The following is a 26,873-nucleotide window of genomic DNA, read 5'->3' as shown; positions in this document are numbered from 1 at the left end:
GCCCCGCTCTATCTCTTTATGCACTCGTAAACTCCTTGCCAAGAATTGGGCAAGGAGTTTTTTGGTTTTACCGCCATCAAACGTATGTGAATGCTGACGAAGATAGTTTAGCCAGGAGGCGAAAACGATGAACGAGACCACCGAACACACCATTATTGATGAAATGGGAATTCGCAGAGCACTTACGCGGATTGCACACGAGATACTGGAAAAGAATAAAGGTGTAGAGAATTGTACCTTGATTGGTATTCGGACCCGAGGCATTTACTTAGCGAAGCGAGTAGCAGAACGGATTCTTGAAATTGAAGGCGTGCCGATGCCAGTAGGAGAGATTGACATCACGTCTTATCGCGATGATCGCGTGAAAGTCAGGTCGGTGGAAAACGTCCAAGAAGGCGGCAAAATGCAAATCCAAGATCGCAAAATCATCCTGTTCGATGATGTGCTGTATACCGGAAGAACGGTTAGAGCCGCGATGGATGCGCTAATTGATTTGGGCAGACCGCAAATGATTCAATTGGCTGTACTTGTGGACAGAGGGCATCGGGAGCTTCCAATCCGACCTGATTATGTGGGCAAGAATGTACCAACGTCCAAGAGTGAGAGCATTGAAGTGATGTTAACTGAAATTGATGATAAAGATGAAGTTATTATCCAAAGGGGGAAACAGGAGTGAGTAGCGTGAGTACATATACAACTAGACATTTCTTGGGACTGAAAGGCGTAAGTGCAGAGGAGATCACAAGCATTCTTGATCGTGCAGCCTATTGGGAACAAAGCCCTAACAAAGTCAATAACCAATTCAATGGCAAATTCGTATCGAACTTATTTTTTGAAAATAGTACAAGAACCCGGTTCTCCTTCGAACTAGCGCAAAAGCGCTTAGGCGCAGATGTGCTGAACTTCTCGTCAGCTGAATCTAGTGTGCAAAAAGGTGAGTCCATTTACGACACAGTTCGTACGCTGGAATCCATGGGGATTGACGCCGGTGTGATTCGACTGAAGCCCAATGGCGTGCTGCAAGAGCTCGCTGAGAAAATCAAAATCCCGCTCATCAACGCGGGAGACGGTAATAATGAGCATCCAACGCAAGCGTTGCTTGATTTCTATACAATGCGCAAGCAATTCGGCGCGATCAAAGGGTTGACGGTCTCCATCATCGGAGACATTCTTCACAGCCGAGTAGCACGTTCAAATCTCTGGGGGTTAATCGCCCTGGGAGCGAAAGTTCAGTTCTGTGCACCTGCGAGTATGCAGGCTCCAGAATTAGCGGAGTTCGCGCCATATGTTTCTTTCGAGGAAGCATTGAAAGCGGACGTCGTCATGATGCTTCGTGTGCAGTTAGAACGCCATGATACAGGATTGATCAAATCTGCTGAAGAGTACCGCGAGCAGTACGGTTTGACAGTAGAACGCGCAAGCCGCATGGCCCCTCATGCGATCATCATGCACCCAGCTCCAGTGAACCGCAATGTGGAGCTAGATGATGAACTAGTGGAACATGAGAAGTCCAAAATTTTCACGCAAATTGCGCATGGCGTGCCGATTCGTATGGCAGTCATCGAACGAGCTCTATCATAAATTGGAGGAGGATTTCACAAAATGGGAATTTGGATTCTAAACGGACTTACCGTTGATGCGAATAATGTTCAAACGAAAAAACATGTTTTAGTCGAAAACGATAAAATTGCACAGGTTGTTGATGCTTCGACTGGTGATGTACCACAAACAGAAGGTCATGAAGTGATCGACGCTGCAGGCAAGCTAGTATCGCCAGGATTCATTGATATGCACGTACACTTGAGAGAACCTGGTTTCGAACATAAAGAAAACATTGCAACGGGTACACGTTCTGCAGCAAGAGGCGGTTTTACAACGATCGCTTGTATGCCGAATACGCGCCCTGTAATTGACACGGTAGACACTGTCAACTACATATTGGACAAAGCGGCAACAGAAGGCGTCGTTCGCGTCATTCCTTACGGAACGATTACGAAGAACGAGCTTGGCCGTGAGTTAACGGATTTCGCAGCGTTGAAAGAAGCGGGCGTTATCGGATATACAGACGATGGCGTAGGCGTACAAAGCGCGCAAATGATGAAAGATGCGATGGCACTAGCAGCATCACTTGGCATGCCGATCATCGCACATTGCGAAGATGACACGTTGGTTGTAGGTGCCCCTGTAAACGAAGGGACTTTCGCCACGAAGCATGGCCTGAAAGGGATCCCGAACGAATCCGAAGCGATTCATGTTGGCCGCGACGTGTTGCTAGCGGAAGCAACTGGGGTACACTACCACGTATGTCACGTCAGTACAGAACAATCGGTTCGATTGATCCGTCACGCGAAACAGTTCGGAATCAAGGTTACAGCAGAGGTTTGCCCACATCATCTGCTGCTATCGGAAGAAGACATTCCAGGAATGGATGCGAACTGGAAGATGAACCCGCCGCTTCGCACACCACGTGATGTACAGGCTGTCATCGAAGCGTTGGAAGATGGCACCATCGACATTATCGTGACAGATCATGCGCCGCATACGGAAGAAGAGAAAGCGAAAGGCATGTTGCTAGCACCATTCGGAATCCTTGGTTTCGAAACAGCATTCTCCTTGCTCTATACAAAATTCGTGCTTACTGGCAAATGGACACTTGGTTTCCTAGTGGATCGTATGACGAAGAAGCCTGCTGATGTATTCGGTCTTCCATACGGAACATTAGAAGTAGGCAGCGCGGCAGACATCACAATCGTTGATCTCGATACAACGAAAGCGGTTTTGAAAGAAGAGATCGTATCCCGCAGCAAGAACACGCCATTCATTGGGTGGGAGCTGCGCGGTTGGCCGGTTGTGACGATTGCTTCGGGTAAAGTAGTGTACTCCTAAGTTCAAGAAATAGCCTTAATTAGAAAGCCCAAATCACGAGAAGCATCTATACGATGCATCAAAAATCGTGTATATTTATACAAGAAGATTTATGTTTATGCAAGATCGTGACATGTAATATCGTAAGCATGACATCTGCGGTTCGAGAGAACCGCCTGACAATAGCGAAGGAGTTGAAAGAACATGCAGGCAAGATTGTTGCTGGAAGACGGCACTCTTTTTACAGGAAAATCGTTCGGTAGTGAAGGTGAATCCGTCGGCGAAGTAGTTTTTAACACAGGTATGACTGGTTATCAAGAGGTACTTTCGGACCCTTCCTACTGTGGACAAATCGTAACGATGACGTATCCACTTCAAGGGAACTACGGTGTGATTCGTGATGATTTCGAGTCCGTGCGTCCATTCATCCATGGTTTCGTCGTGCGTGAGCATGAAGAAATTCCAAGTAACTGGAGAGCGCAATACACGCTTGGCAGCCTGTTGAAAGAATACGGCATTGTTGGCATCAGCGGCATCGACACACGTATGTTGACTCGCAAAATTCGTCACTATGGCGTAATGAAAAGTATCATTACGACTTCCAATAAATCCGTCGAAGAATTGATGGCTACTCTTAAAAATACACCGCTTATGACGGATCAAGTTTCCCGTGTTTCCACGAAAAGCGTTTTCGGTGCACCTGGTCACAAAGAAAGAATCGTACTTGTTGACTTCGGCGCAAAAAGCGGGATTATCCGTGATCTAAGCAAACGTGATTGCGACGTAGTCGTCGTTCCACAGAATGCAACAGCTGAACAAATTCGTCGCTTGGCACCAGACGGCGTATTGCTATCCAATGGCCCTGGGGATCCGAAGGATGTTCCACACGCAGTTGAGATGATTAAAGGCTTGCTAGGCGACATTCCATTATTCGGAATTTGCTTAGGTCACCAATTGTTCGCACTTGCTTGCGGCGCGGACACTGATAAATTGAAATTCGGTCACCGCGGCGGTAACCACCCAGTGAAAGATTTGATTTCCGGACGTTGCTACATTACATCGCAAAACCATGGCTACACGGTAAAGGAAGATTCCGTACAAGGAACGAACCTTGAAGTGACGCACATTAACAATAACGATCGCACGATCGAAGGCTTACGCCACAAGCAATACCCAGCATTCTCGGTGCAGTATCACCCAGAAGCAGCACCTGGACCATTCGATTCCAGCTACCTGTTCGATGATTTCATCTCGCTGATTCGTCAGCACAAACTAGATAACCCACAGCAGCCGCGCCAAGCGCAAATGCTTGCTCAGTGGAATGCTTCCACGGCATCGACATCTGTGAAGGAGGAACTGCAATATGCCAAAAAATAATACACTCAAAAAGATTCTCGTTATCGGTTCCGGACCGATCGTTATTGGTCAAGCGGCAGAGTTTGACTATGCAGGAACACAAGCTTGCCAAGCTTTGAAAGAAGAAGGCATGGAAGTTATTCTGATCAACAGCAACCCAGCTACGATCATGACAGATACGAACATGGCTGACAAAGTATACATCGAGCCAATTACACTCGAATTCGTGACGCAAATCATTCGTCAAGAGCGTCCAGACGGTTTGCTGCCAACACTTGGCGGACAAACGGGTCTGAACATGGCGGTTGAACTTGCTCGTGCAGGCGTTCTAGAGAGCGAGAACGTTAAGCTACTAGGTACACAGTTGACGGCGATTGAGAAAGCGGAAGATCGTGACCTTTTCAGAGACTTGATGAGAGAACTAGAGCAACCTGTACCAGATAGCGTTATCGTGACTACAGTGGCTCAAGCCGTTGATTTCGCTAATGAAATTGGCTTCCCCATCATTATTCGTCCTGCTTACACACTGGGTGGAACAGGCGGCGGTATCTGTAACACAATGGAAGAGCTGACGGAAATCGTTGCTTCCGGTATTCGTTACAGCCCGATCGGTCAGTGTCTCGTAGAGCGCAGTATCGCGGGTATGAAAGAAGTCGAGTACGAAGTTATGCGTGATGCGAACGATAACTGTATCGTTGTGTGTAACATGGAGAACTTTGATCCAGTTGGCGTACATACAGGCGATAGTATCGTAGTAGCACCAAGCCAGACATTGTCGGATCGTGAGTACCAAATGCTGCGTTCCGCATCCCTGAAAATCATTCGCGCCTTGAACATCGAAGGTGGTTGTAACGTACAATACGCACTTGATCCACACAGCTTCCAATACTACGTCATCGAAGTTAACCCGCGTGTAAGCCGTTCATCCGCGCTTGCATCCAAAGCGACAGGCTATCCGATTGCGAAAATGGCAGCAAAAATTGCGATTGGTTACACGCTAGATGAGCTTGTTAACCCGGTTACTGGGCAAACTTACGCTTGTTTCGAACCAGCACTAGATTACATCGTATCCAAAATCCCACGCTGGCCGTTCGATAAATTCACTGCGGCTAACCGTAAACTAGGTACACAAATGAAAGCGACTGGGGAAGTCATGGCGATTGGCCGTACTTTCGAAGAGTCCATTCAAAAAGCGGTTCGTTCCCTTGAAATCGGCGTTCACCGTCTGTTCTTGAAAGAAACGGATTTGCTTGATACAGAAACATTAGAATTGCGTCTACAAAAACCTGATGATGAGCGTCTATTCTTACTAGCTGAGGCGTTCCGCAGAGGTTATACCGTGGAACAATTGCAAAACATCACGAAAATTGACTGGTGGTTCTTGAATAAAGTAGGTGCTTTGATTGCTTTCGAAGCTGAAATTGCAGCTAAAGATCTGACTGCTGAACTCATTTTCGATATCAAGCGCAAAGGCTTCACAGACCGCGCTGTTGCGGAAATTCGTACACTGGCAGGCTGCAGTACCTTCACGAAAGAAGCGGATGTAAGAGCATTCCGTTTGCAACATAACATCAAACCTGTTTATAAAATGGTAGATACTTGTGCAGCTGAGTTCGAAGCTTCGACGCCTTACTACTACTCCACATATGAGCAAGAAGATGAGGTAACTGAGACTGAGAAACAAAAAGTGGTTGTGCTTGGATCGGGTCCAATTCGTATCGGTCAAGGGATTGAGTTCGATTACTCAACAGTTCACGCTGTGTGGGCAATTCAAGCGGCTGGTTATGAAGCGGTTATCATCAACAATAACCCAGAAACAGTATCAACAGATTTCAACACATCGGATCGCTTGTACTTCGAGCCACTATTCTTCGAAGATGTAATGAACGTAATCGAGCGTGAACAACCAATCGGCGTTATCGTCCAATTCGGTGGACAAACTGCGATTAACTTGGCAGCACCGCTGCACAAAGCAGGCGTTCGTATCCTAGGATCTGACCTAGAAAGTATCGATACAGCAGAAGATCGTAAGAAATTCGAAGCTTTGCTTAGCAAACTTTCGATTGCACAGCCTCCAGGCGGCACAGTAACGTCCGTTGACCAAGCAGTCGGTACAGCAGCGAAATTCGGATACCCGGTAATCGTTCGTCCTTCCTACGTACTAGGTGGTCGTGCAATGGAAATCGTCTACTCCGATGAAGAATTGCTAAGCTACATGGAATATGCGGTAAAAATTAACCCTGAACATCCGGTTCTTATCGACCGCTACATGCTTGGTAAAGAGGTAGAGGTTGACGCGATTTGCGATAGAGAAACCGTGTTGATCCCAGGGATCATGGAACACGTGGAACGCGCAGGGGTTCACTCCGGTGACTCGATCGCGGTTTACCCGCCACAATCCATCTCCGATGAGATCAAGCAACAAATTATCGATATTACGACGAAAATCGGTCTTGAGCTGAATGTCGTTGGTCTTGTGAACATCCAGTTCGTTATTCATAACGATCAAGTCTATGTGATCGAGGTTAACCCGCGTTCTTCCAGAACGGTTCCATTCTTAAGTAAAGTGACGAACATCCCAATGGCGAACGTGGCAACACGCGTTATCATGGGTCAAACGCTTGCGGATATGGGTTATCAAAGTGGTCTATGGCCAGAAGATAAATATGTATCTGTCAAAGTGCCTGTGTTCTCCTTCGCGAAGCTTCGCCGTGTAGATACAACACTCGGGCCTGAAATGAAATCAACGGGTGAAGTTATGGGCCGTGATGTGAACTTTGCAAAAGCACTATACAAAGGTCTGATCGGTGCTGGTATGAAGATCCCTGCTGCAGGTTCCGTCGTGGTAACCGTAGCGGATAAAGATAAAGAAGAAGCGATTGAAATCTTGAAAGGTTTCTACCGTCTTGGTTACAAAATCATCGCAACTGGCGGGACAGCGGATGCAATTGCACAAGCAGGTCTTCCAGTAACGACGGTTAACAAGCTTAGTGAAGGTTCCCCGAACATTCTTGACCTCATCCGCAGCGGTGATGCGCAGTTCGTCGTGAACACATTAACTAAGGGCAAAACGCCTGAGCGCGATGGCTTCCGCATTCGTCGTGAAGCAGTTGAGAATGGTGTCGTGTGTATGACATCCCTTGATACTGTTAGAGCGCTAGTGAATATGCTTGAAGCAATTAACTTCTCCTCACGTGCAATGCCAATACATGTCTAAAGGACGGTGCCAAAGATGAGTACGTTAACTCGCAACGATGTTACCGGACGCATTATGGTCGCCTTGGACTACGCGAACGCGGAAAGTGCCCAAGAGCTGCTTAAGCAGCTCGAAGGCATTCCGTGTTATGTAAAGGTAGGAATGCAGCTGTTTTATGCTGCAGGTCCTACCTTTGTCGCGAGTCTGAAGGATCGCGGCTATAAGGTGTTCCTCGACGTGAAGATGCATGACATTCCGAACACGGTCAAGGGTGGTGCGGAGAGCGTGACGCGCCTTGGGGTTGATGTGTTCAATGTGCACGCTGCCGGAGGCAAGTACATGATGGAGGCTGCCTTGGAGGGAGTCGACAAGGGACTAGCCGTTGGGTCATCAGTACGCCCGATCGTGATCGGCGTGACGCAATTGACCAGCACCTCGCAGCAGGTGCTGAATGATGAGATCGGCCTTGCCGGTACAACCGAGCAGGCCGTCATTCGCTATGCCCGCTTGGCGCATGCCGCGGGGCTGCAGGGCGTCGTCGCGTCACCGCTTGAGGTGACGGCGATTAAGGCGGCATGCGGTGATGGATTCATCACCGTGACGCCAGGCATCCGCCCGGCTGGTGCCGACATCGGCGACCAGTCGCGTATTATGACGCCGGCTGAGGCGTTCGCGCAGGGGACGGACTACGTCGTGATCGGGCGACCGATCACGGGCGCAGCGGACCCAAGAGCTGCGATTGAAGCGATTATCGAGTCGATCGTGTAGGTACTTGCATTTTAACCTTGAAGGGAACGGTGAACGTGAATGAGTAAACTTGACACAATCGCGCAGCATATTGCAGCGTCCTTATTAGAGATTGAAGCGGTGGCGCTTCGTCCACAACAACCTTTTACATGGACATCAGGACTGAAATCTCCGATTTATTGTGATAATCGTTTGACGATGTCGCACCCTGCGATCCGTGAGGCCATTTCCGATGGTTTCGCCCAGTTGATCAAGGAAAAATTCCCTGAGACTGAAGTTGTAGCGGGAACAGCTACGGCTGGCATTCCTCATGCGGCTTGGGTAGCTCAGAAGCTTGGCCTTCCGATGATCTACATTCGTGACAAAGCAAAGGGACATGGCAAAGAGAACTTGATTGAAGGTTCCGTGAAACCAGGACAAAAAGTCATCGTGATTGAAGACTTGATTTCCACTGGAGGCAGCTCGTTGAAAGCAGCGGTTGCGGTCAAAGATGCAGGAGCTGAAGCGCTTGGTGTTCTGGCGATTTTCTCCTATCAACTGGATAAAGCAACGGATGCGTTCGCGGCGGCTGAGATGCCTCTTCATACGCTTTCTAACTATTCAACTCTGCTTGAAGTCGCTTTGGAAAAAGGCAAGATCCAGTCCGAAGATATGGAACTCTTGCGTTCATGGAGAGTAAATCCATCTGCTTACGGTGTATAATTAATCGCTGTTGTGACGAGATTTGACGAATGGTGTAGGATTCCTCTATACTAAAGTGGTCTTGTAACGACGGCAAGATTTTGCGAAACCATGCAGGTTACCGTACAATCGGCGCCTTATCGGGGTGCAGATCTTGAAAATAGCTAATACGTAGAAGAAGCTCTACCTTTTCGCAAAGGTGAGCTTCTTTTTTCATTCTCGGGGTTGTTTCGTTACGAATTGAATGAACGTTTCCAAGGGTTGGGACATCCACTTTTTGGGATGCAGCACGAGTTGTAAGTCCATTGTTAATTGGTTATGCGTAAAAGGAAGCTGTACAAGCTTGCCGGTGGCCAGCTCACTCGCGACTGTGATTCGAGGCAACAAGGCGATGCCTAGGCCGCTCATCACACATTGTTTGATGGCTTCGACGTTGCCGAGCTCGAATCCAATTTGCAAGGCGACGGCATTGTCTTTCAGCAATCTTTCAAATTTGCCGCGATAGATACATCCTTCTTCCGTGACAATAAATTCTGTACTCCCCAGATCAGCAAGTTGAATATCTTTTTGCTGCGTTAAAGGGTGATCTAAGGGTGCAACGAAGACGAGTTGTTCTTCACGTACACTTGTACAAGCGAGAGAGGGATCTGCTGGATATTGATCTAATAATAGGCCGATATCATAATCTCCTTCTTTGACTTTGGTGATTATGGAAGCTTCGCTGTCAGGAAAGAGTTGAATACTTAAACCTGGATACAGCTGTTTGAGCTTATGTAAATAGGGAGGCAAATAATAGGCGGCTAAAGAGTTAATGGTCCCAATGGTCAATGTTCCACTAACTTGATTGGCGATCATTTCCTTGGATTGGTCATAGAGCTCAAGCAATTGTTGCGCGATCACTAACAAGCTTTCACCAGGTGGAGTCAGGCGTAGCGTTCGGCCGTACCTTTCAAATAAAGGAGCACCGTATTCACGTTCCAACTTTTGAATTTGCATCGTAATGCTCGATTGGGCATAGCCTAATTCCTCGGCAGCACGAGTGAAGCTTTTCCTACGGGCAACCTCCCGAAAGGTGCGGAAATACGTAAGATCCATGTATAACCTCGCTTTGTTATCAATATTTTTGATGAGTTCTATCATTTATTATAGCTAACTGTGATGAAGAGTTCCATGCTAAAGTGAATGTACAAACAAACGAGGCAGGGAGTTGGTTATTTTGTTAAAAGAACAAGACCTACAGGGGTTATTTGTACCCATCGTTACACCATTTGATGAAGAGTATGAAGTGGATGCTGCATCTTTCTATAATCAAGCTTACAATTTGTTTCAAGATGAAATAGATGGATTAGTTGTAAATGGGACAACGGGAGAATCACCAACGATTACGAAAGACGAGCTTGGGGTGTTGTTCGCGACAGCTCAAGCTGCACGCGACGCTGCTCATGTTGAGGTACCTTTAATTGTAGGAGCCGGCACGAACGATACACGTTCAACGGTTAGGAAAGTAGAAGAAGCGGGCAAACTTGGAGCAGAAGCAGTTCTCGTTGTTGTACCCTATTACAATCGGCCTAGCCAGCAGGGAATTATTGAACATTTTCGCCAAGTAGCAGGAGTTGGCGTACCGGTGATTCTGTATGATGTGCCACATCGTACAGGGGTAACACTTGAGGTGGATACGGTTAGGAGCATCCTTGATCTCAATGGAGTTATCGGGATGAAGGACAGCACGCCTAATATTGGATTAGTCACAGAATTAAGTAGACTGGGTTCTAAACCTGTTTTGTGTGGTGAGGACACCTTGCTGTATGCAGCTCTGCAGGCAGGTGCCAAAGGGGTTATGAGCGCTTCAGCGAATGTAGAGACGGAGAGATTTGTTTCTTTTATTCGCAGTTTTGGTAATGGAGCCCATGAGGAAAGCCGACAAGAGTTCGAGGCGTTGCTTCCACTCATCCGACTCCTATTCCAAGAACCGAATCCCGCTCCGATCAAATGGCTGCTTCACCAGCAAGGTGTCATTGATTCCGGGACATTACGATTGCCATTATTGCCGGTGACAGCGGGATTACAAGATAAATTAGCAGCGTATCTGTAAAAAAGGAAGGAGCGATTGTGTAATGAATCGAACGAGAGTGTTTACGGGCTCACCTTGGGAGCCTGTAGTCGGGTACTGTCGAGCCATCCGTGTCGGTGACCGAATTGAGGTAGCCGGGACCACAGCGATGAAAGACGGAGAGGTTGTTGGCGTAGGCAATGCCTATGAACAAGCTCGATTCATCCTTCAGACGATTGAACAGGCGCTCCAAGAGCTTGGTGCACAGCGATCTGACGTGGTGCGAACCCGGATGTTCGTGACCGATATCTCGTTATGGGAAGCGTTCGGCAAGGCGCATGGGGAGTATTTCGGTGATGTGCAGCCCGTTGCTACGATGGTTGAAGTGAAGGCGCTGATTGACCCGCGATTACTGATTGAGATAGAGGTAGAGGCAATTGTGGCGATGGATGAGTTGGGATGAGTAGGTTCAGCAATGTGAAAAGTAGTGAGTATGGGTTTGAGTAATCTAGTTTAGCAAGACTTTAGCGGATAGATGGATTTTATCCATCTATTTTAACGAATTTTAACCTTTTTTATGAAATAGATGGAAAATATGCAGCTAATTTCAGCTCGTTCGATCATAATCCTCGTTTTCGTCAAGATTAGCTGTAGGAAATCCATTTATTTCTATAATTAATATAAAATCGACTGATTTACCTGTATTTTTTCCATCTAAATGAGAAAAGGGTCGCGTTCGTACGCGGTGTTACCCACATGACGAACACAAAAAAGCGCTATACCTCACCTACATCCCGATTATGATCTCGGCGAGTAGGGAGGTGTAGCGCTTATTCATGATGCGAGTGGGGACTAACCAACACGTTTGCCCAAAATGATCAGATCCCGCTCAACGCCATCCAGCTCAGCTACGCCAGGTAAGTGCGCCCAATCGGTGAACCCGAATTTGCGGAAAAGCTGTAGGCTCGGCTCGTTATGCCCAAAAATAAACCCTAACAGCGACTTGAGCCCTAGCTTAGGACTAGCTTCCAGTGCTTGTTCCATCAAATATCGGCCGATCCCTTGGCCTCGATAGGCTTCATCCACATAAATACTGACTTCCGCCGTAGCGTTATAAGCGGGACGTCCATAGAACGACTGAAAACTCAGCCAGCCACAGATGCCGTTCCCATTATCAAGCACCCAAAGCGGACGGAAATCAGCAGAGTGTTCGTGAAACCAGTGCTCACGTGAAGCGGTTGTGACGGGCTCAGTATCGGCAGTAACCATACGTCCTGCAATTGTGGAATTGTAGATACGCACGATTTCTGCTAAATCTTCTATTCGTGCATCTCGCACGTGTAATTGATTCCCCATTGAAGTTACTCCTTTAATTGTAGCTCTAAATTAAGCATTGTTAGATTCTGTAGACGTTGCACTCAGTTCAGCTAACTTCATCCAGTAACGACTAATCGTCTCTGTTCCATTGTCCCAGTTCATTAAATGGAAATGTTCATTCGGCGCATGAAGATTCTCTCCTGGTAAACCAAAGCCCATGAGTACGACAGGTGCGTCCAAGACGCGTCCTAACACCTCGACAATCGGAATTGAGCCCCCGCTACGTGTGTAAACTGGCCACTCACCGAAAGTTGCTTCATAGGCTTCTGCCGCTGCTACCATAACGGGCTCATCTATCGGTGTAATGAATGGATTACCTCGCAATTGGCGATCTAAGGTTACGGACACACCTGGAAGAGACTGTGCCTGAATATGCGCTTCGACCAGATCCATGATTTCTTCAGGAACCTGCGCAGCGACTAGGCGACATGCAATCTTAGCTGTGGCTCGATTCGGAATGATAGGTTTAATCCCTTCACCTTGGAAGCCGCCACTAACCGAAGTGATTTCAAGCGTAGGTCGGGATGTTGTTTGCTCGTAAAAGGAGAAGCCGTGCTCCCCATACAGCTCTGTGACGTTCAAATTCGTACGAACCTTGCTTTCGTCAGGTTCTACTTGCTTGAACGATTCGCGCTCTTTGTCCGAAAGTTCGATCACACGGTCATAGAACCCTTGCACAGCTACACGTCCTTGCTCGTCATGGAACGAGCTAAGAAGCTTGCTCATTGCGTGAATAGGGTTCTGTACCGCGCCGCCGAAAAGACCCGAATGCAGATCGCTATTCGCACCGTCGATCGTAATTTCGAAACCAGCTAAGCCGCGAAGTCCATACATAAGTGCGGGTTTACCTGGGCCGTGCATTTGCGTGTCGGATAGTACGATGGAATCAGCCTGCAATTTGGCAGCATGTTCTTCAACAAAGGAAGGAAGATGCTTACTTGCAATTTCTTCTTCACCTTCAATGCAGAATTTCACGTTAACCGGAAGTGAACCATGTGTTTGAAGAAAGGCTTCAACAACCTTCACATAAAGCAGCAATTGGCCTTTGTCATCTGTGCTGCCGCGGCCGAACAGCTTATTATCTCGGATTACAGGTTCAAAAGGAGGTGTTTCCCACAACTCTAAAGGCTCAGCAGGCTGAACATCATAATGACCATAGATCAATACCGTTGGTTTGTCAGGCGCGTGCAACCAATCCGCATACACAACGGGGTGACCTTTCGTAGGCATGATCTCAATGTTTTCGAGACCGGCCTTTTGTAGGGATTGAGCTGTCCACTCCGCGCATTTCAGCATATCTGGTTGGTGCTGGGCAACTGCGCTTATGCTTGGAATCCGCAGAAATGCCATGAGTTCCTCTATGTGTTCATCCCTATGCGTATGTAGGTAGCTTTTGATTGTTTCGATCATGTGCGTGTTCTCCTCTTTTCTGTTGCCAAAATAGTCTACATCACTTAACTTCCCCAAAAACAGGTGAAATCCTGCTATCCGTGTAAACCGTCACAATTTAATTATCATATGGTCAATTATATCGTTTTTTTCATTTTCAATCATAGGTGAAGACAGCCTGCTAATAAGAGAACCTTATTATGGATAAGCTACAAGTAATGAACTGAATACAATGGAGTGATAACTATGAACTGGATCTATTGGGCGAAATTATATGATTCGAAGTTTCAAGCAGGCGTTTTGGCAAAACGTATGGAAGAAGATTGGTGGATTTATGGCTATGAGTGCCCGCAGGAAGTGGAGGTTTACAAGTCGAAGAAAGGTCGCTTTGGTGTCAGATACAATACGTAAACGAAATGATTATGCATAAAATTAACGCTTGACTAAGCCATCGCCGTTAGTGTATATTTATTTTTGTCGCTGTTGATCGGTACACATGACGCGGGGTGGAGCAGCTCGGTAGCTCGTCGGGCTCATAACCCGAAGGCCGCAGGTTCAAATCCTGCCCCCGCAACCAAATTTCATTAGGGCCTATAGCTCAGTTGGTTAGAGCGGTCGGCTCATAACCGATTGGTCGGGGGTTCGAGTCCCTCTGGGCCCATAGCACGGAAACCCTTGATAGATAAGGGTTTTTATTTATTTTAAAGACTAACCAAGCCCCTCGTTCTCAACTTCATGTTGGTGGAAGGAGAGGCTTGTTTTTGTTTATGCACGCTTGTGCACACGACACGAATCATTGAAGCTTTAGTTTTTTTAGCATCGTCATCCAGATTCTCAAACCCGTCACCCATAACGTCAACGCTGAGCCAAAACCAATAAACGTAGACATGAGAACGACAGGTACATCACCATCACCGAACGTAATGTTCATTGGTAAGAATAATGAAATGATACCTAATATACACAGTACAATCCCCGTACCATAATAAAATTTTTCTCGAAACAAAGATGCCAAAGGAAAGAAATGAATGCCAACAATCATCGCCATCACAGGGAAAAAGACTTCAAAATAATCGAGTTTATTACAAATGATGCTGGCAATAAAAATCGCAAGACCTTCCAACCCAAATATCAAGCCAAATTTTCGATTGATTTGTCGCGTATCTTCCCTTTCCTTAGGTGTAACGGTAAGATTTATGCTGCGAGCTGTAAGAAAAAGTGAAATGGCTCCGAACAATAAGATGACAGTCACGATAATTGCAAGAACAAGTGGCCAGAGAGGAACAAGTTGATGTGAACCAACAATGCCAATGGACGACCATAGCGCACCGAAGAAAGTCATGAACATGACGCCATTTGCTGCCCCCAGGACAGCTGATTTAGATAATTTTACATTTTCACGCAATATGCATCAGACTCCTATCATTCAACTTAGTTTCTACATCGTCATGGAAAGAGTTAATACTTTGTTAATAATCCATTTAGATGGATTCAATAAGCGTATACTAAAATAACTAGTAAGGAAACGTTTCCCGCAAATTGATAGAAAAAAGGAGAAGAGAAATGAAACTTAGTAAAAAATCAATTACAGTCCTTTCTTTTTCGGTTGGAGCTTGTTTATTCGTATCTACGGCATTCGCTGATGCGCTGTTAGGATCTGGGTATGACCGGTTGAAGGGTTCGGTGAAAAATACCGCATCCGTGATGGAAAGCGGCCTTAGCAACTATTCGATCGAGACGATGTATACATTGAAAAATAATGATCAAATTTTACTTCAATCGTCCAATTTTCAGAAAATGGATACAGTGAACCAAGTGAAAGAGAACAACGAGGTAACGAAGAACGCCAAAGGTGAAACGACCACTAGATATACGTATGTGGATAAAAAGCAAACCATTGACAAGAATGAATCGGACAATACATATTATGTATTTGAAAATTCGACAGACATGAACCCAGACCGTAAAGGACCAGCTGATTTTAGGAATCCTTTTAAAGAAAAGGGAGCATCAGAAGTTGAGAAAATTGTTGATGCTGTAGTGGGGTCATTGAAAGATAATGTACAAGTTGAGGAAGGAACGGATGGGGGTAAAGTATATTCGGGAAGTTTGTCCGAGACACAAGTGCCAGCCCTCGTGAACGCAGTCTCCTCCTTCGGGATTAAGCAGATGTTAGATAGTGAAAGAGATTTACCAGAGATAGAGAGCGATATTTTCGTGAAAAAGGTAGTAGGAACGGCGAATGAGAATAAATCAGGTTATTTAGAAAATTTGATGGGTGAAGTCACGCTATCAGGTAAGGATAAAAATGGGGTTCAGCATGATTTGAACCTGAATGTAATTTTTAAACTGTCTGAAATTGGCAGTACGAAGATTACAAAACCTGATCTAACAACAGTCAAGGTTGAAAAGGTTAGTCGTAATAGTGGATTCAGCTCTAAATATGTGGGAACGTATAAAAACGATATTATTATGGACAAAGATGGTAAGTTTGTGAAAATCGGTGAGCGAACAGTTTCAATTACAAGTGTAGATGGCGACAAAGTAGCTGGAACGTATGCTGAATCCGTGAATGCTGGTTATGAGAGCGAATATCCAAACAAGGATGCGTTTAGTTTCGAATACAATATGTCGACAACTCCTATGTTTACTTACACAGATTCGAAGGGTGAAAAGAAGCAGGGCATGATTCATCCGAATATGGCAGGTAAAATTTATGTGGATATGAATCTTGAAGTTAGTGATAAAAATGCTTACAAACAAAGCAACACCATGAAGCCTTTCTATGATGGCGAATTTATCCGCGTATTTGAATAGACATGATGCTCAGGAGGCGGCGAATAGCGGCTTCCTGAGATTTTTTAGGGAGATGATGAATTGACGGTCAAGGCGATTGAAATAAAAGACTTAACCAAGTCATATACAAATGGCAGAGGGATCAGCGATTTGAACTTAGACGTCGATCAAGGGGATATTTTCGGATTTCTCGGACCCAATGGTGCAGGGAAAACGACGGCCATGAAGATGATTACAGGACTCATAAAGCCAGATCGAGGCGATGTGAAGATTTTCGGAGCGAGTGTAGCAGAAGACTATGTGAACGCAATGAAACATGTCGGTTGTATTATTGAAACAGCAGAATCCTATCCCTATTTGACGGCAAATGAGAACTTGAGACTGTTTGCAAGATTTTATCCGGAAATCGATCAGCGTCGAATTGATGAATGTCTAGAAATCACGGGGATGCTGAAATATAAAAATGAGAAGTCACAAAAATTTTCACTTGGGATGAAACAAAGACTGGGGATAGCAGCGGCGATTCTTTCGAAACCCAAGTTGTTAATTTTGGACGAGCCTCTAAACGGTCTGGATGTAGAAGGGATGCTGGAGATGAGGAAGTTGATCAAACAGCTTTCCCAGGAAGGCACTACGTTCTTCATATCCAGCCACTTAATTCACGATGTAGAATTGACGTGTTCGAGGATTGGCATTATTTATGGAGGCAAGTTGGTGAACGTTGAATATACCCAAAATATTCTATCTTTCTATTCATCGCTTGAGAATTATTTTGTTAGTGAGGTGGACAGGAATGGTAGGGTTTAAAGCTGCATTTATTAATGAAACAGTGAAGCTGCGTAAAAAGAAAAAAATTATGGCAGCCGCAATATTATCCATTCTTGCCGTCGTGATTGGCCAAATTGCCGTCACAACGATTAAGCATGGCCTTGGACTGAGAGTTGTTGGCAGCGTTGAATTTCCTATCGCCGTACTGACGTTCATTGCCTATACCTTATTACCGTTATTTGCAATATTCGTAGCCATTGATATGTTTAATGGGGAGTCTTCGTCGAATACGATGAAAATAACGCTGTTGAGACCGGTTTCCAGATTTGGCGTGTTTACGGCTAAAGTTTTGAATTTAGCGTTATTTATCGCGGGTAAACTGTTGTTTATCATGATTCTATCCTTGCTAGCTGGGTTTATATTCAATCCTTCGTCTGCCAGTCTCATTGGAATCGTAAAGGTGTTTGTATCGTATGGTTTAACTTTCTTCCCTGTATTTGTGTTTGCACTTATCGTTGTGCTGCTAGCCAATCTCATTCAGGGTGGTCTAGCTGTGTTCTTCCTCGCCATTCTTGTGTTTATTGGATTTAATTTCCTAGGTATTGTATTTTCATCCTATTCGAGCTTTTTTATCACCTCGATGTTTGATTGGTATACCCTTTGGATATCGGAATCCATCAACTTCTTCAAAATTAGCCGGCAGATTTTAATTATGTCTGGTTGTGGTATCATGTTATTTACGATGGGCTATTATTTGTTCGATAGAAAGGACATATAGAAAGGACTCTACATGCACTTAACGAAACGTTTTTTCACGATGAATACGCTGGCTGTACTGCTTTCCATTGGGTTGACGATCTTGGCGGTCATTATTTTTATTGCCATGTATACGAAAGTTTTGGGCCGCGAAGCGGGTATCGAGCAGTTTCAACGAGCGTTTGAGGTTCGTGCAGCCATCAGTGAAATACGTAAAGAAGCGCTTACCCTGGGCTTTGAGGGACTTTTGGATACGAAGTATCAACAAGAGCTTGCTGATCGCGTGAACGTTTTGAATGCCAGTGCGATCCTTATTGTGGGTAGAGAGGTTAAGTTCGCTACGCGCCATTTTAATCCAATCGATATTGAGAAAAGTTTGATGCTGTCTAGTGAGTCTAATCGCAATGAGATCGAGCTTGATGGCCAAACGTATCTGTTTAACCGAGCAGATTTCGAACTTCCATCTGGCGATCCGGGTATTCTGCTGCTGCTTGCGCCAATCAAGGTAAATACGAAGGTATATTGGATGCTGGGCATTTTTACAATTTGTTTTTTCACTGTCGTTTTTTTGTTGATGAATGGTTGGATCTCCTATAAATTCTCCCGCAGAATCATTATTCCGATCTCCCGATTAACGGATGCTGCGATCAAAATTCGGGAAGGTGATTTAAGCGGGGAAATTTCTGAAGATGGCGAAGGGGAGATTCGGGAACTTGGGATAACCTTGGAGTTGATGCGAATCAAGCTCAAGGAATCTGTTTATTTACAGCAGAAGTATGATGATAATCGAAAGTTTCTTGTCTCAAGCATTTCTCATGACTTAAAGACACCGGTGACGTCCATTAAGGGCTATATTGAAGGGATTATTGATGGAGTTGCCAAAACACCTGAGAAGATGGAGGAATATCTGGAAACAGCTCGTTCCAAAGCGATTTTGGTCAATGCGATGATTGATGATCTACTTCTCTATTCCAAACTTGATTTGAATCAGCTTCCTTTCCATTTTGAGAAGACTGATTTAGCTAGTTATTTCGAGGATTGCGTTGCCGATCATAAATATGAATGTGAGAAGGCGAATATAGCCATTGCTTTGATCAATGAGTTAAAAGAGCCTGTCAAAGTGTTAATGGATGTCGAAAGATTAAAAAGGGTTGTGCAAAACATTATTGATAATGCGATGACGTATGCCGGAACTGACAATGGCAAGATTGCTATTATACTTAGGGAAACCAGGACATCCGCAATTATTGAAATTAAGGACAATGGAAATGGCATTCCTGAGGACAAGCTTCCCTTTATTTTTGAACGGTTTTATCAAGTAGATCCATCAAGAAAGAACGGAAGTGGACTGGGGTTAGCCATTGCCAAACAAATTATTGAAGGGCACGACGGGAAAATATGGGCGAAAAGCACAGTAGGTGAGGGAACAGGGATCATGATATCTCTTAAAAAGTTCTGACTATGTTCGGAGGTTATGATGAAAAGAATTTTGATTGTTGAGGATGACCAGAGTATTGCCAATTTGCAAAGGGATTATCTGGAGCTAAGCGGTTACTCCGTTAAGATGGTAAACAACGGCACGGATGGTCTGAGAACGCTCAAAGAAGAAGCATTTGAGTTAGTGATCTTAGATATTATGCTGCCCGATATAGATGGATTTGAAGTACTGAAAACCATACGTGAGCAGGATGATATTCCTGTACTCCTGGTATCAGCGAGAGCAGAAGAGATTTATAAAGTGAATGGATTAGGTCTCGGTGCAGACGATTATATTACGAAGCCATTCAGCTCAGGGGAGCTTGTAGCTCGAGTAGGTGCTCATCTGAAGAAGTTCGAGCGGATGAAAGAACGGTTTGGTAAAGGTACGGAAGGAAGTACGATTCAGATCAGGGGGCTTGAGCTTCAGAAGGAAGCCAGACGCGTATTTGTTAACGGAAACGAAGTTATTCTGGCGCAAAAGGAATTTGACCTGCTTCTGTTCCTCGTTCAATACCCGAATCGGGTATTCGGCAAGGAGGAGTTGTTCGAGCGGATCTGGGGCATGGATGCGATGAGTGACGCCTCTACGGTAACGGTTCATATTGCCAGGATTAGAGAGAAAATCGAGGAAACGCCTTCCAAACCACAATACATAGGTACGGTATGGGGATCTGGGTATAGATTTATTGTATAGATAGGATGTCCAGAGCCAGATGTACACGAGCTTGATAAAACCAAGGGCAACCCTTATATTGAAGACAGTGTAAGTAAAAGGGAAACCATGCCCGAAGGAGTGCGAGTGAGACATGTGCCGGAATATTAAACCATTATTCAACTATGAGCCAGTCGTGACAGAAGATGAAGTTCGTGCGGCATCCCTGCAGTTCGTGCGTAAAATATCAGGGTTTACTGAACCTTCTAAAGCGAATGAAGCAGCGTTCCAATTGGCTGTACAAGAGGTTGCTTTGGCAGCCCAGAAGCTGATGGATTCATTAGTCACGCATGCAGAGCCACGGAATCGAGAAGTAGAAGCACAGCGAGCCAAGGAACGAAATGCGATCCGTTTTGGCACGAAAGAAGTTTAATGGAATGGGCTTATCTCCCTGGAGATAAGCCTTTTTGCATGACCGATAGCAGGACTTTAGATACTTGGTAGTGTCGGGTGTCGTTCTTTTGGCATATCCTGTGAATACCACATGGAAAGTAGGTGATGGCAAGTGGCGAAAGGGTTTGATTGCTCAACACCGCTTACGGCACAAAAAGCGGCTGCTTTCGTCGGACAGGGTTTTACATTTGTCGCTAGATATTTGGTGCCAAGTGGAGCAAAGGCATTAACGAAATCAGAGTCTGACGTCATTAGTGCAGCTGGTTTACAGTTAGTTTCTGTGTATGAAACAACGGCGAGTCGTGCTCTTGGCGGTAGAAGTGCGGGTTTAGCAGACGGTGCAACAGCTTTGCAGGTTGCCGCGCAAGTTGGGCAACCTGAGGGTAGTTGCATCTATTTTGCTGTTGATTTCGACGTATCGTCTGCCCAAATGCCTACGGTTATCGCATATATCAAAGCAGCAAGTGAAGCTACGCCAACTTACACGACTGGTGTGTATGGTTCATACGCCGTGATGGAGGCGGTTTATGCTGCAGGTGCTTGCTCACGATTCTGGCAAACCTATGCGTGGAGCGCAGGTAAGAAATCGTCATTTATTCATATTTATCAATATCTTAATGATGTCATGTTAAATGGGATTGCGATTGATTATGATGAATCGTATGGGAATGAAGGTTGGTGGAATAAACGTAAACCGGAACCACCCAGTTATCCACTAACAGTGAAAGATGCTAATGCCATCATACCGTTCCTCTCAGCGGGATACGGAGCGACTTCATCCGTACCTGCACAGAATGAGTTTCATCGACTCGCCAACGAATTACGTAAGGCGTCTGGTCAAACCTTGCAATAATAAAAGGAAGCCCGGCTGTGATGGAGCAACTCCATCGTTCCGGGCTTTGCTTATTATTGGATCACTGCACTGCGTATGTACCACCGATCTTGTACGGTGGTGCGTTCGAGATGAAACAATACGCGGCGACTCGTCACCGCGGAGGCTCTAGCCGCTGTCATGGTTACATCGACAGCTGTGTCGTACTGCAGGAGCTGGGATGTATCCTGCTCCTGGAACTTGGACAGGCGGCGCATGCTTCGCACATGCATCGCCTGTTCTTGCCCTGTGGCGACCTGCAGCAGCTGCAGGTCACCTTGGTGGGCGCCGCTGATCCAGACGTCGATCAGCGCCCAGGGCGAGAGCTTGCTGACGTAGTCGTTCAGCAAGCCTGCCGCTCGGTGCACCATGACTTGGTGCGCCGGGTCAACGGAGCGGGAGCCGTGCGTCACGCTCCCGAGGAAGTGAATACAGAAATGACCATTGAAGTCATTTCCGGGTATACCATCACCGCCATGCGGCATGCCATGCATAGAGGCGGCAAGGGTGCGGCCGTTCAGCTTCACTAGGACCGCGCGGCGGTCCCAGCTCCACGCGCCGCCATAAATGCGCTTGAGCGTCGCGGAGTCGGTTTTCGTTAGCGGCTGCACATCCGCATGGTGGGAGCCCGCGCGACGCTGCCCTTCAAAGCTAAGTCCACTCATCACGTCTACAACAGTGAAGGAACTGAACTTGGGAAGCACGAGACTTGCTTCTTCCCAAGGCAGCATCTCGCCATAATGCTTGGCACGAAGTGCCTGGACTTGCGCTTGCAGCGCTTCCTGAGCGGATGGTGGGAGTTGCATGCGCCTCTTCGAAGTCCAATCAACAACATCTCCGCTTGGGGTGACCCCTAGGAGGATGGTTTGCCCCTTTTTATCATACTGGAGTGTGGTATCTGGAGGAATGGCTTCTAAGGTTGCATCGCCTACTGTAGCCTCCTCCAGTGCACGCTGTAATGGTTTATTGACGAAAGTTAGCTCTGTTTGATAAAGTGCTCCCGGGGATGCTTTCACTTGAAGCCGAATGCTTGCCTGCTCGGCAGCTGTCCTTTCCTGTATGGGTTCCAATTGCTGTGCTTGTGACCGACTAGTCACTCCTTGACTCAAAAGCGGAGTTAGAAGGAAGCTAAGAAATAGTAGACATAATTTACGACGATTTAGGCTTGATAACACAGAAACTTCCTCCTTATTCGTTTGGCATTTGTGTCAAAGATGCGATTTGGCTGTATGTGTGAAATGAAGCATACAGTCTTGTGGCTAAAGTTGAGTTGTCTAAGTTAGATTGTGATAAAATGACAAAAGTATACGATTGATTAATGTTTTGGTAACGATAGGAAGGAGAAACAGATGGAGAACGCTATAGGAATACCTTTTGAATTACATATGTCAGAGCAGCGAATCTTACGAGGCGATATGTATAAAGCCAAGCAAGAACCAAGTAATGGCACATTATTACTATTACATGGTTATAAAGGCTTCAAAAACTGGGGAATGTTCCCCTATGTAGCCAGCGAATTAGCGGAAGTTGTTGATGTTGTTGCCTTGAATTTTTCCCATAATGGCGTGGGTGAAGATTTGATGGAATTCTCAGAGCTAGAGAAATTTGCTGGAGATACCTATTCTAGAGATCTAGAGGACGTACAGGTTATTATATCGGATATACATAAACACGTGGGCAAGGATCAGCCAATCCTATTACTAGGTCATAGCAGAGGAGCGGGCGTAAGCTTGATCTATGCTTTGGATCATCCAACAGAAATTACTGGCGTCATCAGCTGGAATGGGATTGCACATGTCGATTTGCTCACACCTGAGAATAAAGCGGAGATGAGGGCCACCGGCCGCTCCTATACCCTGAATGGACGAACGAAACAGATGATGCCGCTCGATCTGGAAATCCTAGAAGATATGGAACGCAACGCAGAGAGATTTGATATTGTTGGCAGAATTCATGAAGCGACATTCCCAATTACACTTGTTCAAGGCACGGCAGATGGGGAAAGGTTGATTCGTGGATCTGAGCAGTTGATTGCTAATAATCCAGCTATCCAATGGGTGAAAATTCCTGACGGAAACCATACTTTCGGGAGTGTTCACCCGTACCAGGGAGAGACGCAGCCGCTGCGAATGGCGATTGAGGAAACTAAGCGTGCAATACGCAGCATGTTGAATTTGTAGGTGTTAAAAGGCTTCCTAGGCGTAGATGATTCTACACTAGGGAGCTTTTTTAGTGCTATTTACCCAGCGGATTGTAATCTTCCGTCGAATGTTAGATATTTTTGGAGGAATATGTTGGAAGGTGGTGAAGTAGATTACTTAGAATCTTTAATACTACACAAAAGGGAGAACAACATGGCGATTCAATCAATTAAGTACAAAATCATCTGGCTCTTATTGGTCGTATTGTTGTCGTATTGTTTGCAGTGTCCGTAGGGACAGCGACAGTTACGTATCAGCAGACAGCTGAAAGTCTTCACGAGAAAGGATTTACAACGTTAGAAACAGCTAGAATTGGAATTGAAAACGCTATAATTGCGAGAAAGACAACAGAAAGCGTCATGGAGAAAGAGATGATAGGGCAAGCAACCTTACTATCCTATATGTATGATAAAATTCCGATGACCTATAAACAGGCAGTTGATATAGCTGAGCGTTCCGGCATTGATGAGTTCTGGATTACCAACGCGCAGAGACAATTACTACTGACGAACGCGGGCGAAAAGATTGATTTCAATTTCGGCGGTGATCCTAAGAATCAAGCATATGAGTTCATGGACCTCATTTCGGGCAAGCAAAAAGTTGTCACACAGCCAGCCCAACAACGAAGTGTTGATCCTAAAGTATATAAATACGTTGGTGTGTCCGGTTGGACATCACCTCGCATTGTTCAAACAGGAAGGGATGGAGCTACTCTGACGGAACTCGATAGTAAAATAGGAGCAAAGCCAGTGTTGACGCAATTAAAGTCGGAGCTGGGCGGAGATGTGCTTTTCGCGGGAGTCGTTGATTCCACCGGCAAGCTCGTTGCCTCATCCGATGAGAGCATCACGCAGTTAGACGCGAAGCTGTTAGACTCCCTTAGTGTAAGTCTATCTGGAGAGCATAAAGCGTTCGAGAAGATGTCGTACAATGGAACCAAAGCTAAGTATTACTTTAGAGCGTTGTCGACGAGCCAAGTACTTGTATTGGCATTGTCGGAACAAGTGTTGACAAACTTCTTCTACACAACTTGTATTGCCACATTAGTAAGCTTGCTGATTGCGGGAGCAGTTTTATTTTATATCGTTAATCGTCAGTTTAAAAGGTTGGAGAGACTGCAGTCCGCTATGGTTGCGATTGCTCAGGGGGATGGCGATTTAACAAGAAGACTTCCCGATAACTCGATGGACGAAATCGGCAGATTATCCACAGCGACGAATCAATTTATCGAGAAGATTCATGTGATTGTGAAGGACGTGAAACAATCGGCGCTTCTGAGCAAAGGCAACGCCGATCATATTAAAGATTCCATGAAGCAAACTAATACGATTTCTCATGAAATTAATACGACAATTCATGAATTGGCAACGGCTGCAGGAAGCCAAGCAGAGGTAGTAGAGGATGGACTGAATGGCGTCCATGAATTGGCGGAATTGATTGATGACACGAAGGAACATGTTCAAATTCTACAAAACAATAGTGTAATTATTCGCGAGAAGGAAGAACGTGGCGCTGAAGCGATGCGAGCGATGATTGAGTTGATCCGGAGTAACGTTACCGTGACCAAAGAAGTAGCATCTAGCGTAAGCAAGCTTATGTTGGATATTGACGCCATTAAAGAGATGGTCACCACGATTCATGCCATCTCGAGACAAACGAACTTATTAGCGCTCAACGCTTCAATTGAGGCTGCACGTGCCGGCGAAAACGGCCGCGGATTCGCCGTAGTCGCTGCTGAGGTGAGAACGCTTTCCGTCCAAGCCGGCGAGGCATCTGAGCACATTCAGACGTTGATTGAGAACGTTATGCATTCTGCACAGCTGACATCCGCAGCGATGGAGCAATCGCTTCATATCGTAGGCTCGCAAGAAGAGAATGCAGGGCAGACATCGGATACATTTGATTTCATTAACGCCTCTCTGAAACAAATCCATGAATCGATTGAAAGCATTTCTGCCGATATGGAGCATGTCGATAACCGCAAAAACATCATTGTTGGTTTTATCGAGCTTTCATCTGCGAGTTCAGAGGAAACAGCGGCCAGTTCCGAGGAAGTTTTGGCTAATGTGGAGACACTGGGACAAATGTTCGAGCGTGTACATAGAGAGTCGATTGAGCTGCATGATCAGATGACAGGTTTGCAAGATGTGGTTGATCGATTTAAGGTGTAGGGATAATTCGGGAGAACCCTGGGAGGGGTTCTTTTTTTCAGGAATTTAGAGAATATATTAGAATATGAGTTATTTGTATCATTGTTAACAAACACAAAAATACCCGCGAAGTAATTCGCGAGTAATTTTTTTGTTTCATATAGGACGAGTGGGGATCGAACCCACGACCCCTACCCTGTCAAGGTAATGCTCTCCCACTGAGCTACCGTCCTTTAGAATGGGAACTTTTTTAGTATACAATGGAAAAAAACATTTTTCAACTCCTCGTTTCATTTAGTTTACCAAAAATTCTTATAGTGCTCTAACCAGAAAGGAATGTAATATTCCCTATTTAACCGATGTTTCCTCATATAGCTTTCATCTTGGGTGAATTTATGGTAACTTGAGAACATTAGAGTTTTTGGGAGGATTAGCTATGACGAAACAACAGCATCGTTGGAATTTACGATTGAAGAGCAGTAATGTGTACTTAGGTACAGTATACCTGGGCGATCCGCTTCCTGAAGTGGAAGATGTGATCATGATCGGTGAGAAGAAATACACAATTCTTGAACTCGGAAGCACACGTGACGCAAGTGACGTTTTTGTAGAGGAAGTAAAGAAGAAGTAACGGAGTAGGCGAATGATAATTGCCTCGGCGTGAATTAGTAATGGGCAGCGTCTTTCGGGTTAATGGTGCTTTGAGATTTCAGCCAAATCTTCCGCTTGCCCAAACTGTCCTCTGAATCTGTCACACGAGGCAAAGATGCAAAAGAGCATCTTTTTTCAGTGAAAACGGCTGATTAACGTAAAATTAGTGCAAAAGAGCATCCTTTTGGACAAAATAGGTGTCTATATGAGCCCAAATAGCAGAAATAGTTGCACTTTTGCACGCATTTCCGTTGGAGAGGGATTCTCGACAATAAAAGGTTGCACATTTGCACTTTTGCATGCATCACCGCCACCTTTCGTTTGTGATAGAAGCGCCAATTCATGGCAGTGGATCACCTTTCTTTTCTGAAGAGAGGAAATTCAAGGGAAATCAGAGGAATTTGAAGGAAAAAGAAAAAGACTGAAACCACTCTA

General features: G+C 45.6%; 25 protein-coding genes and 3 tRNA genes. 22 read left to right on the top strand and 6 right to left on the bottom strand.

Annotated elements, in window-relative coordinates; genetic code table 11:
- Positions 1–127 precede the first annotated feature (127 nt).
- The 7 genes from pyrR (at position 128) to pyrE (ending at position 8,866) form a co-directional block, all read left to right on the top strand.
- A complete protein-coding gene (pyrR, locus tag AC58PV_RS20415; RefSeq protein WP_497434204.1) occupies positions 128–676 on the top strand; it encodes a bifunctional pyr operon transcriptional regulator/uracil phosphoribosyltransferase PyrR in 549 nt (182 codons plus the stop codon).
- Positions 673–1,581, top strand: a complete 909-nt coding sequence (locus AC58PV_RS20410) for an aspartate carbamoyltransferase catalytic subunit (RefSeq protein ID WP_497434202.1) — start codon at positions 673–675, stop codon at positions 1,579–1,581. Before pyrR ends, AC58PV_RS20410 begins: the two co-directional genes overlap by 4 nt.
- 21 nt (positions 1,582–1,602) lie before the next feature.
- The gene (gene pyrC, locus AC58PV_RS20405; protein ID WP_497434201.1) at positions 1,603–2,886 is read left to right on the top strand and encodes a dihydroorotase; all 1,284 of its coding nucleotides are present in this window, start codon (positions 1,603–1,605) and stop codon (positions 2,884–2,886) included.
- 183 nt (positions 2,887–3,069) lie between these two features.
- Positions 3,070–4,242, top strand: a complete 1,173-nt coding sequence (gene carA, locus AC58PV_RS20400) for a glutamine-hydrolyzing carbamoyl-phosphate synthase small subunit (protein ID WP_497434200.1) — start codon at positions 3,070–3,072, stop codon at positions 4,240–4,242.
- Positions 4,229–7,438, top strand: a complete 3,210-nt coding sequence (carB, locus tag AC58PV_RS20395; RefSeq protein ID WP_497434198.1) for a carbamoyl-phosphate synthase large subunit — start codon at positions 4,229–4,231, stop codon at positions 7,436–7,438. The genes carA and carB overlap by 14 nt, the downstream gene beginning before the upstream one ends.
- 15 nt (positions 7,439–7,453) lie before the next feature.
- Complete coding sequence (gene pyrF / locus AC58PV_RS20390) at positions 7,454–8,185, top strand: orotidine-5'-phosphate decarboxylase (RefSeq protein ID WP_497434197.1); 732 nt, start codon at positions 7,454–7,456, stop codon at positions 8,183–8,185.
- A gap of 39 nt (positions 8,186–8,224) precedes the next feature.
- Positions 8,225–8,866, top strand: coding sequence for an orotate phosphoribosyltransferase (pyrE, locus tag AC58PV_RS20385; protein ID WP_497434196.1), 642 nt, complete (start codon positions 8,225–8,227; stop codon positions 8,864–8,866).
- A gap of 192 nt (positions 8,867–9,058) precedes the next feature.
- Here pyrE and AC58PV_RS20380 read toward each other — a convergent pair whose 3' ends face one another.
- On the bottom strand, positions 9,059–9,940 hold the full coding sequence (locus tag AC58PV_RS20380; RefSeq protein WP_497434195.1) for a LysR family transcriptional regulator: 882 nt from the start codon (positions 9,938–9,940) through the stop codon (positions 9,059–9,061).
- 121 nt (positions 9,941–10,061) lie between these two features.
- Between AC58PV_RS20380 and dapA the strand changes: the two genes are divergently transcribed.
- Together dapA and AC58PV_RS20370 are read left to right on the top strand one after the other, a co-directional pair.
- Complete coding sequence (dapA, locus tag AC58PV_RS20375) at positions 10,062–10,937, top strand: 4-hydroxy-tetrahydrodipicolinate synthase (protein WP_497434194.1); 876 nt, start codon at positions 10,062–10,064, stop codon at positions 10,935–10,937.
- A 22-nt stretch (positions 10,938–10,959) separates the two neighbouring features.
- Positions 10,960–11,358: a RidA family protein gene (locus AC58PV_RS20370; RefSeq protein ID WP_497434193.1), complete on the top strand. Its 399-nt coding sequence runs from the start codon at positions 10,960–10,962 to the stop codon at positions 11,356–11,358.
- A gap of 389 nt (positions 11,359–11,747) precedes the next feature.
- Here the strand turns inward: AC58PV_RS20370 and AC58PV_RS20365 are convergent, their stop codons facing one another.
- Positions 11,748–12,251 (bottom strand): GNAT family N-acetyltransferase, encoded by a 504-nt coding sequence (locus AC58PV_RS20365; protein ID WP_497434191.1) that lies wholly within the window; start codon positions 12,249–12,251, stop codon positions 11,748–11,750.
- Between the two features lie 30 nt (positions 12,252–12,281).
- Entirely contained in the window at positions 12,282–13,682 is a 1,401-nt protein-coding gene (locus tag AC58PV_RS20360; protein ID WP_497434190.1) for a dipeptidase, read from the bottom strand.
- Positions 13,683–13,907: 225 nt separating this feature from the next.
- Here AC58PV_RS20360 and AC58PV_RS20355 point away from each other — a divergent pair, with 225 nt between their 5' ends.
- The 3 genes from AC58PV_RS20355 to AC58PV_RS20345 all read left to right on the top strand — a co-directional run bounded on the left by AC58PV_RS20355 (position 13,908) and on the right by AC58PV_RS20345 (position 14,322).
- Entirely contained in the window at positions 13,908–14,072 is a 165-nt protein-coding gene (locus AC58PV_RS20355; protein WP_164483565.1) for a hypothetical protein, read from the top strand.
- A gap of 89 nt (positions 14,073–14,161) precedes the next feature.
- Positions 14,162–14,238: transfer RNA gene (locus AC58PV_RS20350), tRNA-Met, on the top strand.
- A 10-nt stretch (positions 14,239–14,248) separates the two neighbouring features.
- Positions 14,249–14,322 (top strand) — tRNA-Ile (locus tag AC58PV_RS20345).
- 132 nt (positions 14,323–14,454) lie between these two features.
- Here AC58PV_RS20345 and AC58PV_RS20340 read toward each other — a convergent pair.
- Positions 14,455–15,066, bottom strand: coding sequence for a DUF7010 family protein (locus tag AC58PV_RS20340; RefSeq protein WP_497434189.1), 612 nt, complete (start codon positions 15,064–15,066; stop codon positions 14,455–14,457).
- A 158-nt stretch (positions 15,067–15,224) separates the two neighbouring features.
- Between AC58PV_RS20340 and AC58PV_RS20335 the strand changes: the two genes are divergently transcribed.
- The 7 genes from AC58PV_RS20335 (at position 15,225) to AC58PV_RS20305 (ending at position 21,418) form a co-directional block, all read left to right on the top strand.
- On the top strand, positions 15,225–16,478 hold the full coding sequence (locus tag AC58PV_RS20335) for a hypothetical protein (RefSeq protein ID WP_497434188.1): 1,254 nt from the start codon (positions 15,225–15,227) through the stop codon (positions 16,476–16,478).
- Between the two features lie 60 nt (positions 16,479–16,538).
- Complete coding sequence (locus tag AC58PV_RS20330) at positions 16,539–17,264, top strand: ABC transporter ATP-binding protein (protein ID WP_497434187.1); 726 nt, start codon at positions 16,539–16,541, stop codon at positions 17,262–17,264.
- Entirely contained in the window at positions 17,251–18,003 is a 753-nt protein-coding gene (locus AC58PV_RS20325) for an ABC transporter permease (RefSeq protein WP_497434185.1), read from the top strand. Before AC58PV_RS20330 ends, AC58PV_RS20325 begins: the two co-directional genes overlap by 14 nt.
- Before the next feature lie 12 nt (positions 18,004–18,015).
- Positions 18,016–19,440: a sensor histidine kinase gene (locus AC58PV_RS20320; protein WP_497434184.1), complete on the top strand. Its 1,425-nt coding sequence runs from the start codon at positions 18,016–18,018 to the stop codon at positions 19,438–19,440.
- Positions 19,441–19,458: 18 nt separating this feature from the next.
- Positions 19,459–20,154: a response regulator transcription factor gene (locus tag AC58PV_RS20315; RefSeq protein WP_497434430.1), complete on the top strand. Its 696-nt coding sequence runs from the start codon at positions 19,459–19,461 to the stop codon at positions 20,152–20,154.
- A 112-nt stretch (positions 20,155–20,266) separates the two neighbouring features.
- Positions 20,267–20,545, top strand: a complete 279-nt coding sequence (locus AC58PV_RS20310) for a DUF2277 domain-containing protein (protein WP_068670629.1) — start codon at positions 20,267–20,269, stop codon at positions 20,543–20,545.
- 132 nt (positions 20,546–20,677) lie between these two features.
- Complete coding sequence (locus AC58PV_RS20305; protein ID WP_497434183.1) at positions 20,678–21,418, top strand: DUF1906 domain-containing protein; 741 nt, start codon at positions 20,678–20,680, stop codon at positions 21,416–21,418.
- A 53-nt stretch (positions 21,419–21,471) separates the two neighbouring features.
- Here the strand turns inward: AC58PV_RS20305 and AC58PV_RS20300 are convergent, their stop codons facing one another.
- Positions 21,472–22,611 carry a hypothetical protein gene (locus tag AC58PV_RS20300; RefSeq protein ID WP_497434182.1) on the bottom strand — a complete coding sequence of 380 codons (1,140 nt, stop codon included), beginning with the start codon at positions 22,609–22,611 and terminating at the stop codon, positions 21,472–21,474.
- Between the two features lie 174 nt (positions 22,612–22,785).
- On the opposite strand from AC58PV_RS20300, the gene AC58PV_RS20295 reads away from it, so the two are divergent.
- A complete protein-coding gene (locus tag AC58PV_RS20295) occupies positions 22,786–23,616 on the top strand; it encodes an alpha/beta hydrolase family protein (RefSeq protein ID WP_497434180.1) in 831 nt (276 codons plus the stop codon).
- 245 nt (positions 23,617–23,861) lie between these two features.
- Positions 23,862–25,808 carry a methyl-accepting chemotaxis protein gene (locus tag AC58PV_RS20290; protein WP_497434178.1) on the top strand — a complete coding sequence of 649 codons (1,947 nt, stop codon included), beginning with the start codon at positions 23,862–23,864 and terminating at the stop codon, positions 25,806–25,808.
- A 140-nt stretch (positions 25,809–25,948) separates the two neighbouring features.
- Here AC58PV_RS20290 and AC58PV_RS20285 read toward each other — a convergent pair.
- Positions 25,949–26,020 (bottom strand) — tRNA-Val (locus tag AC58PV_RS20285).
- A 203-nt stretch (positions 26,021–26,223) separates the two neighbouring features.
- Here AC58PV_RS20285 and AC58PV_RS20280 point away from each other — a divergent pair.
- The gene (locus tag AC58PV_RS20280) at positions 26,224–26,418 is read left to right on the top strand and encodes a hypothetical protein (protein WP_028558119.1); all 195 of its coding nucleotides are present in this window, start codon (positions 26,224–26,226) and stop codon (positions 26,416–26,418) included.
- The last annotated feature ends 455 nt before the right edge of the window (positions 26,419–26,873 follow it).

The organism is Paenibacillus sp. J22FR83 (assembly GCF_059691955.1).
This window is presented reverse-complemented; position numbering and strand designations above follow the sequence as displayed.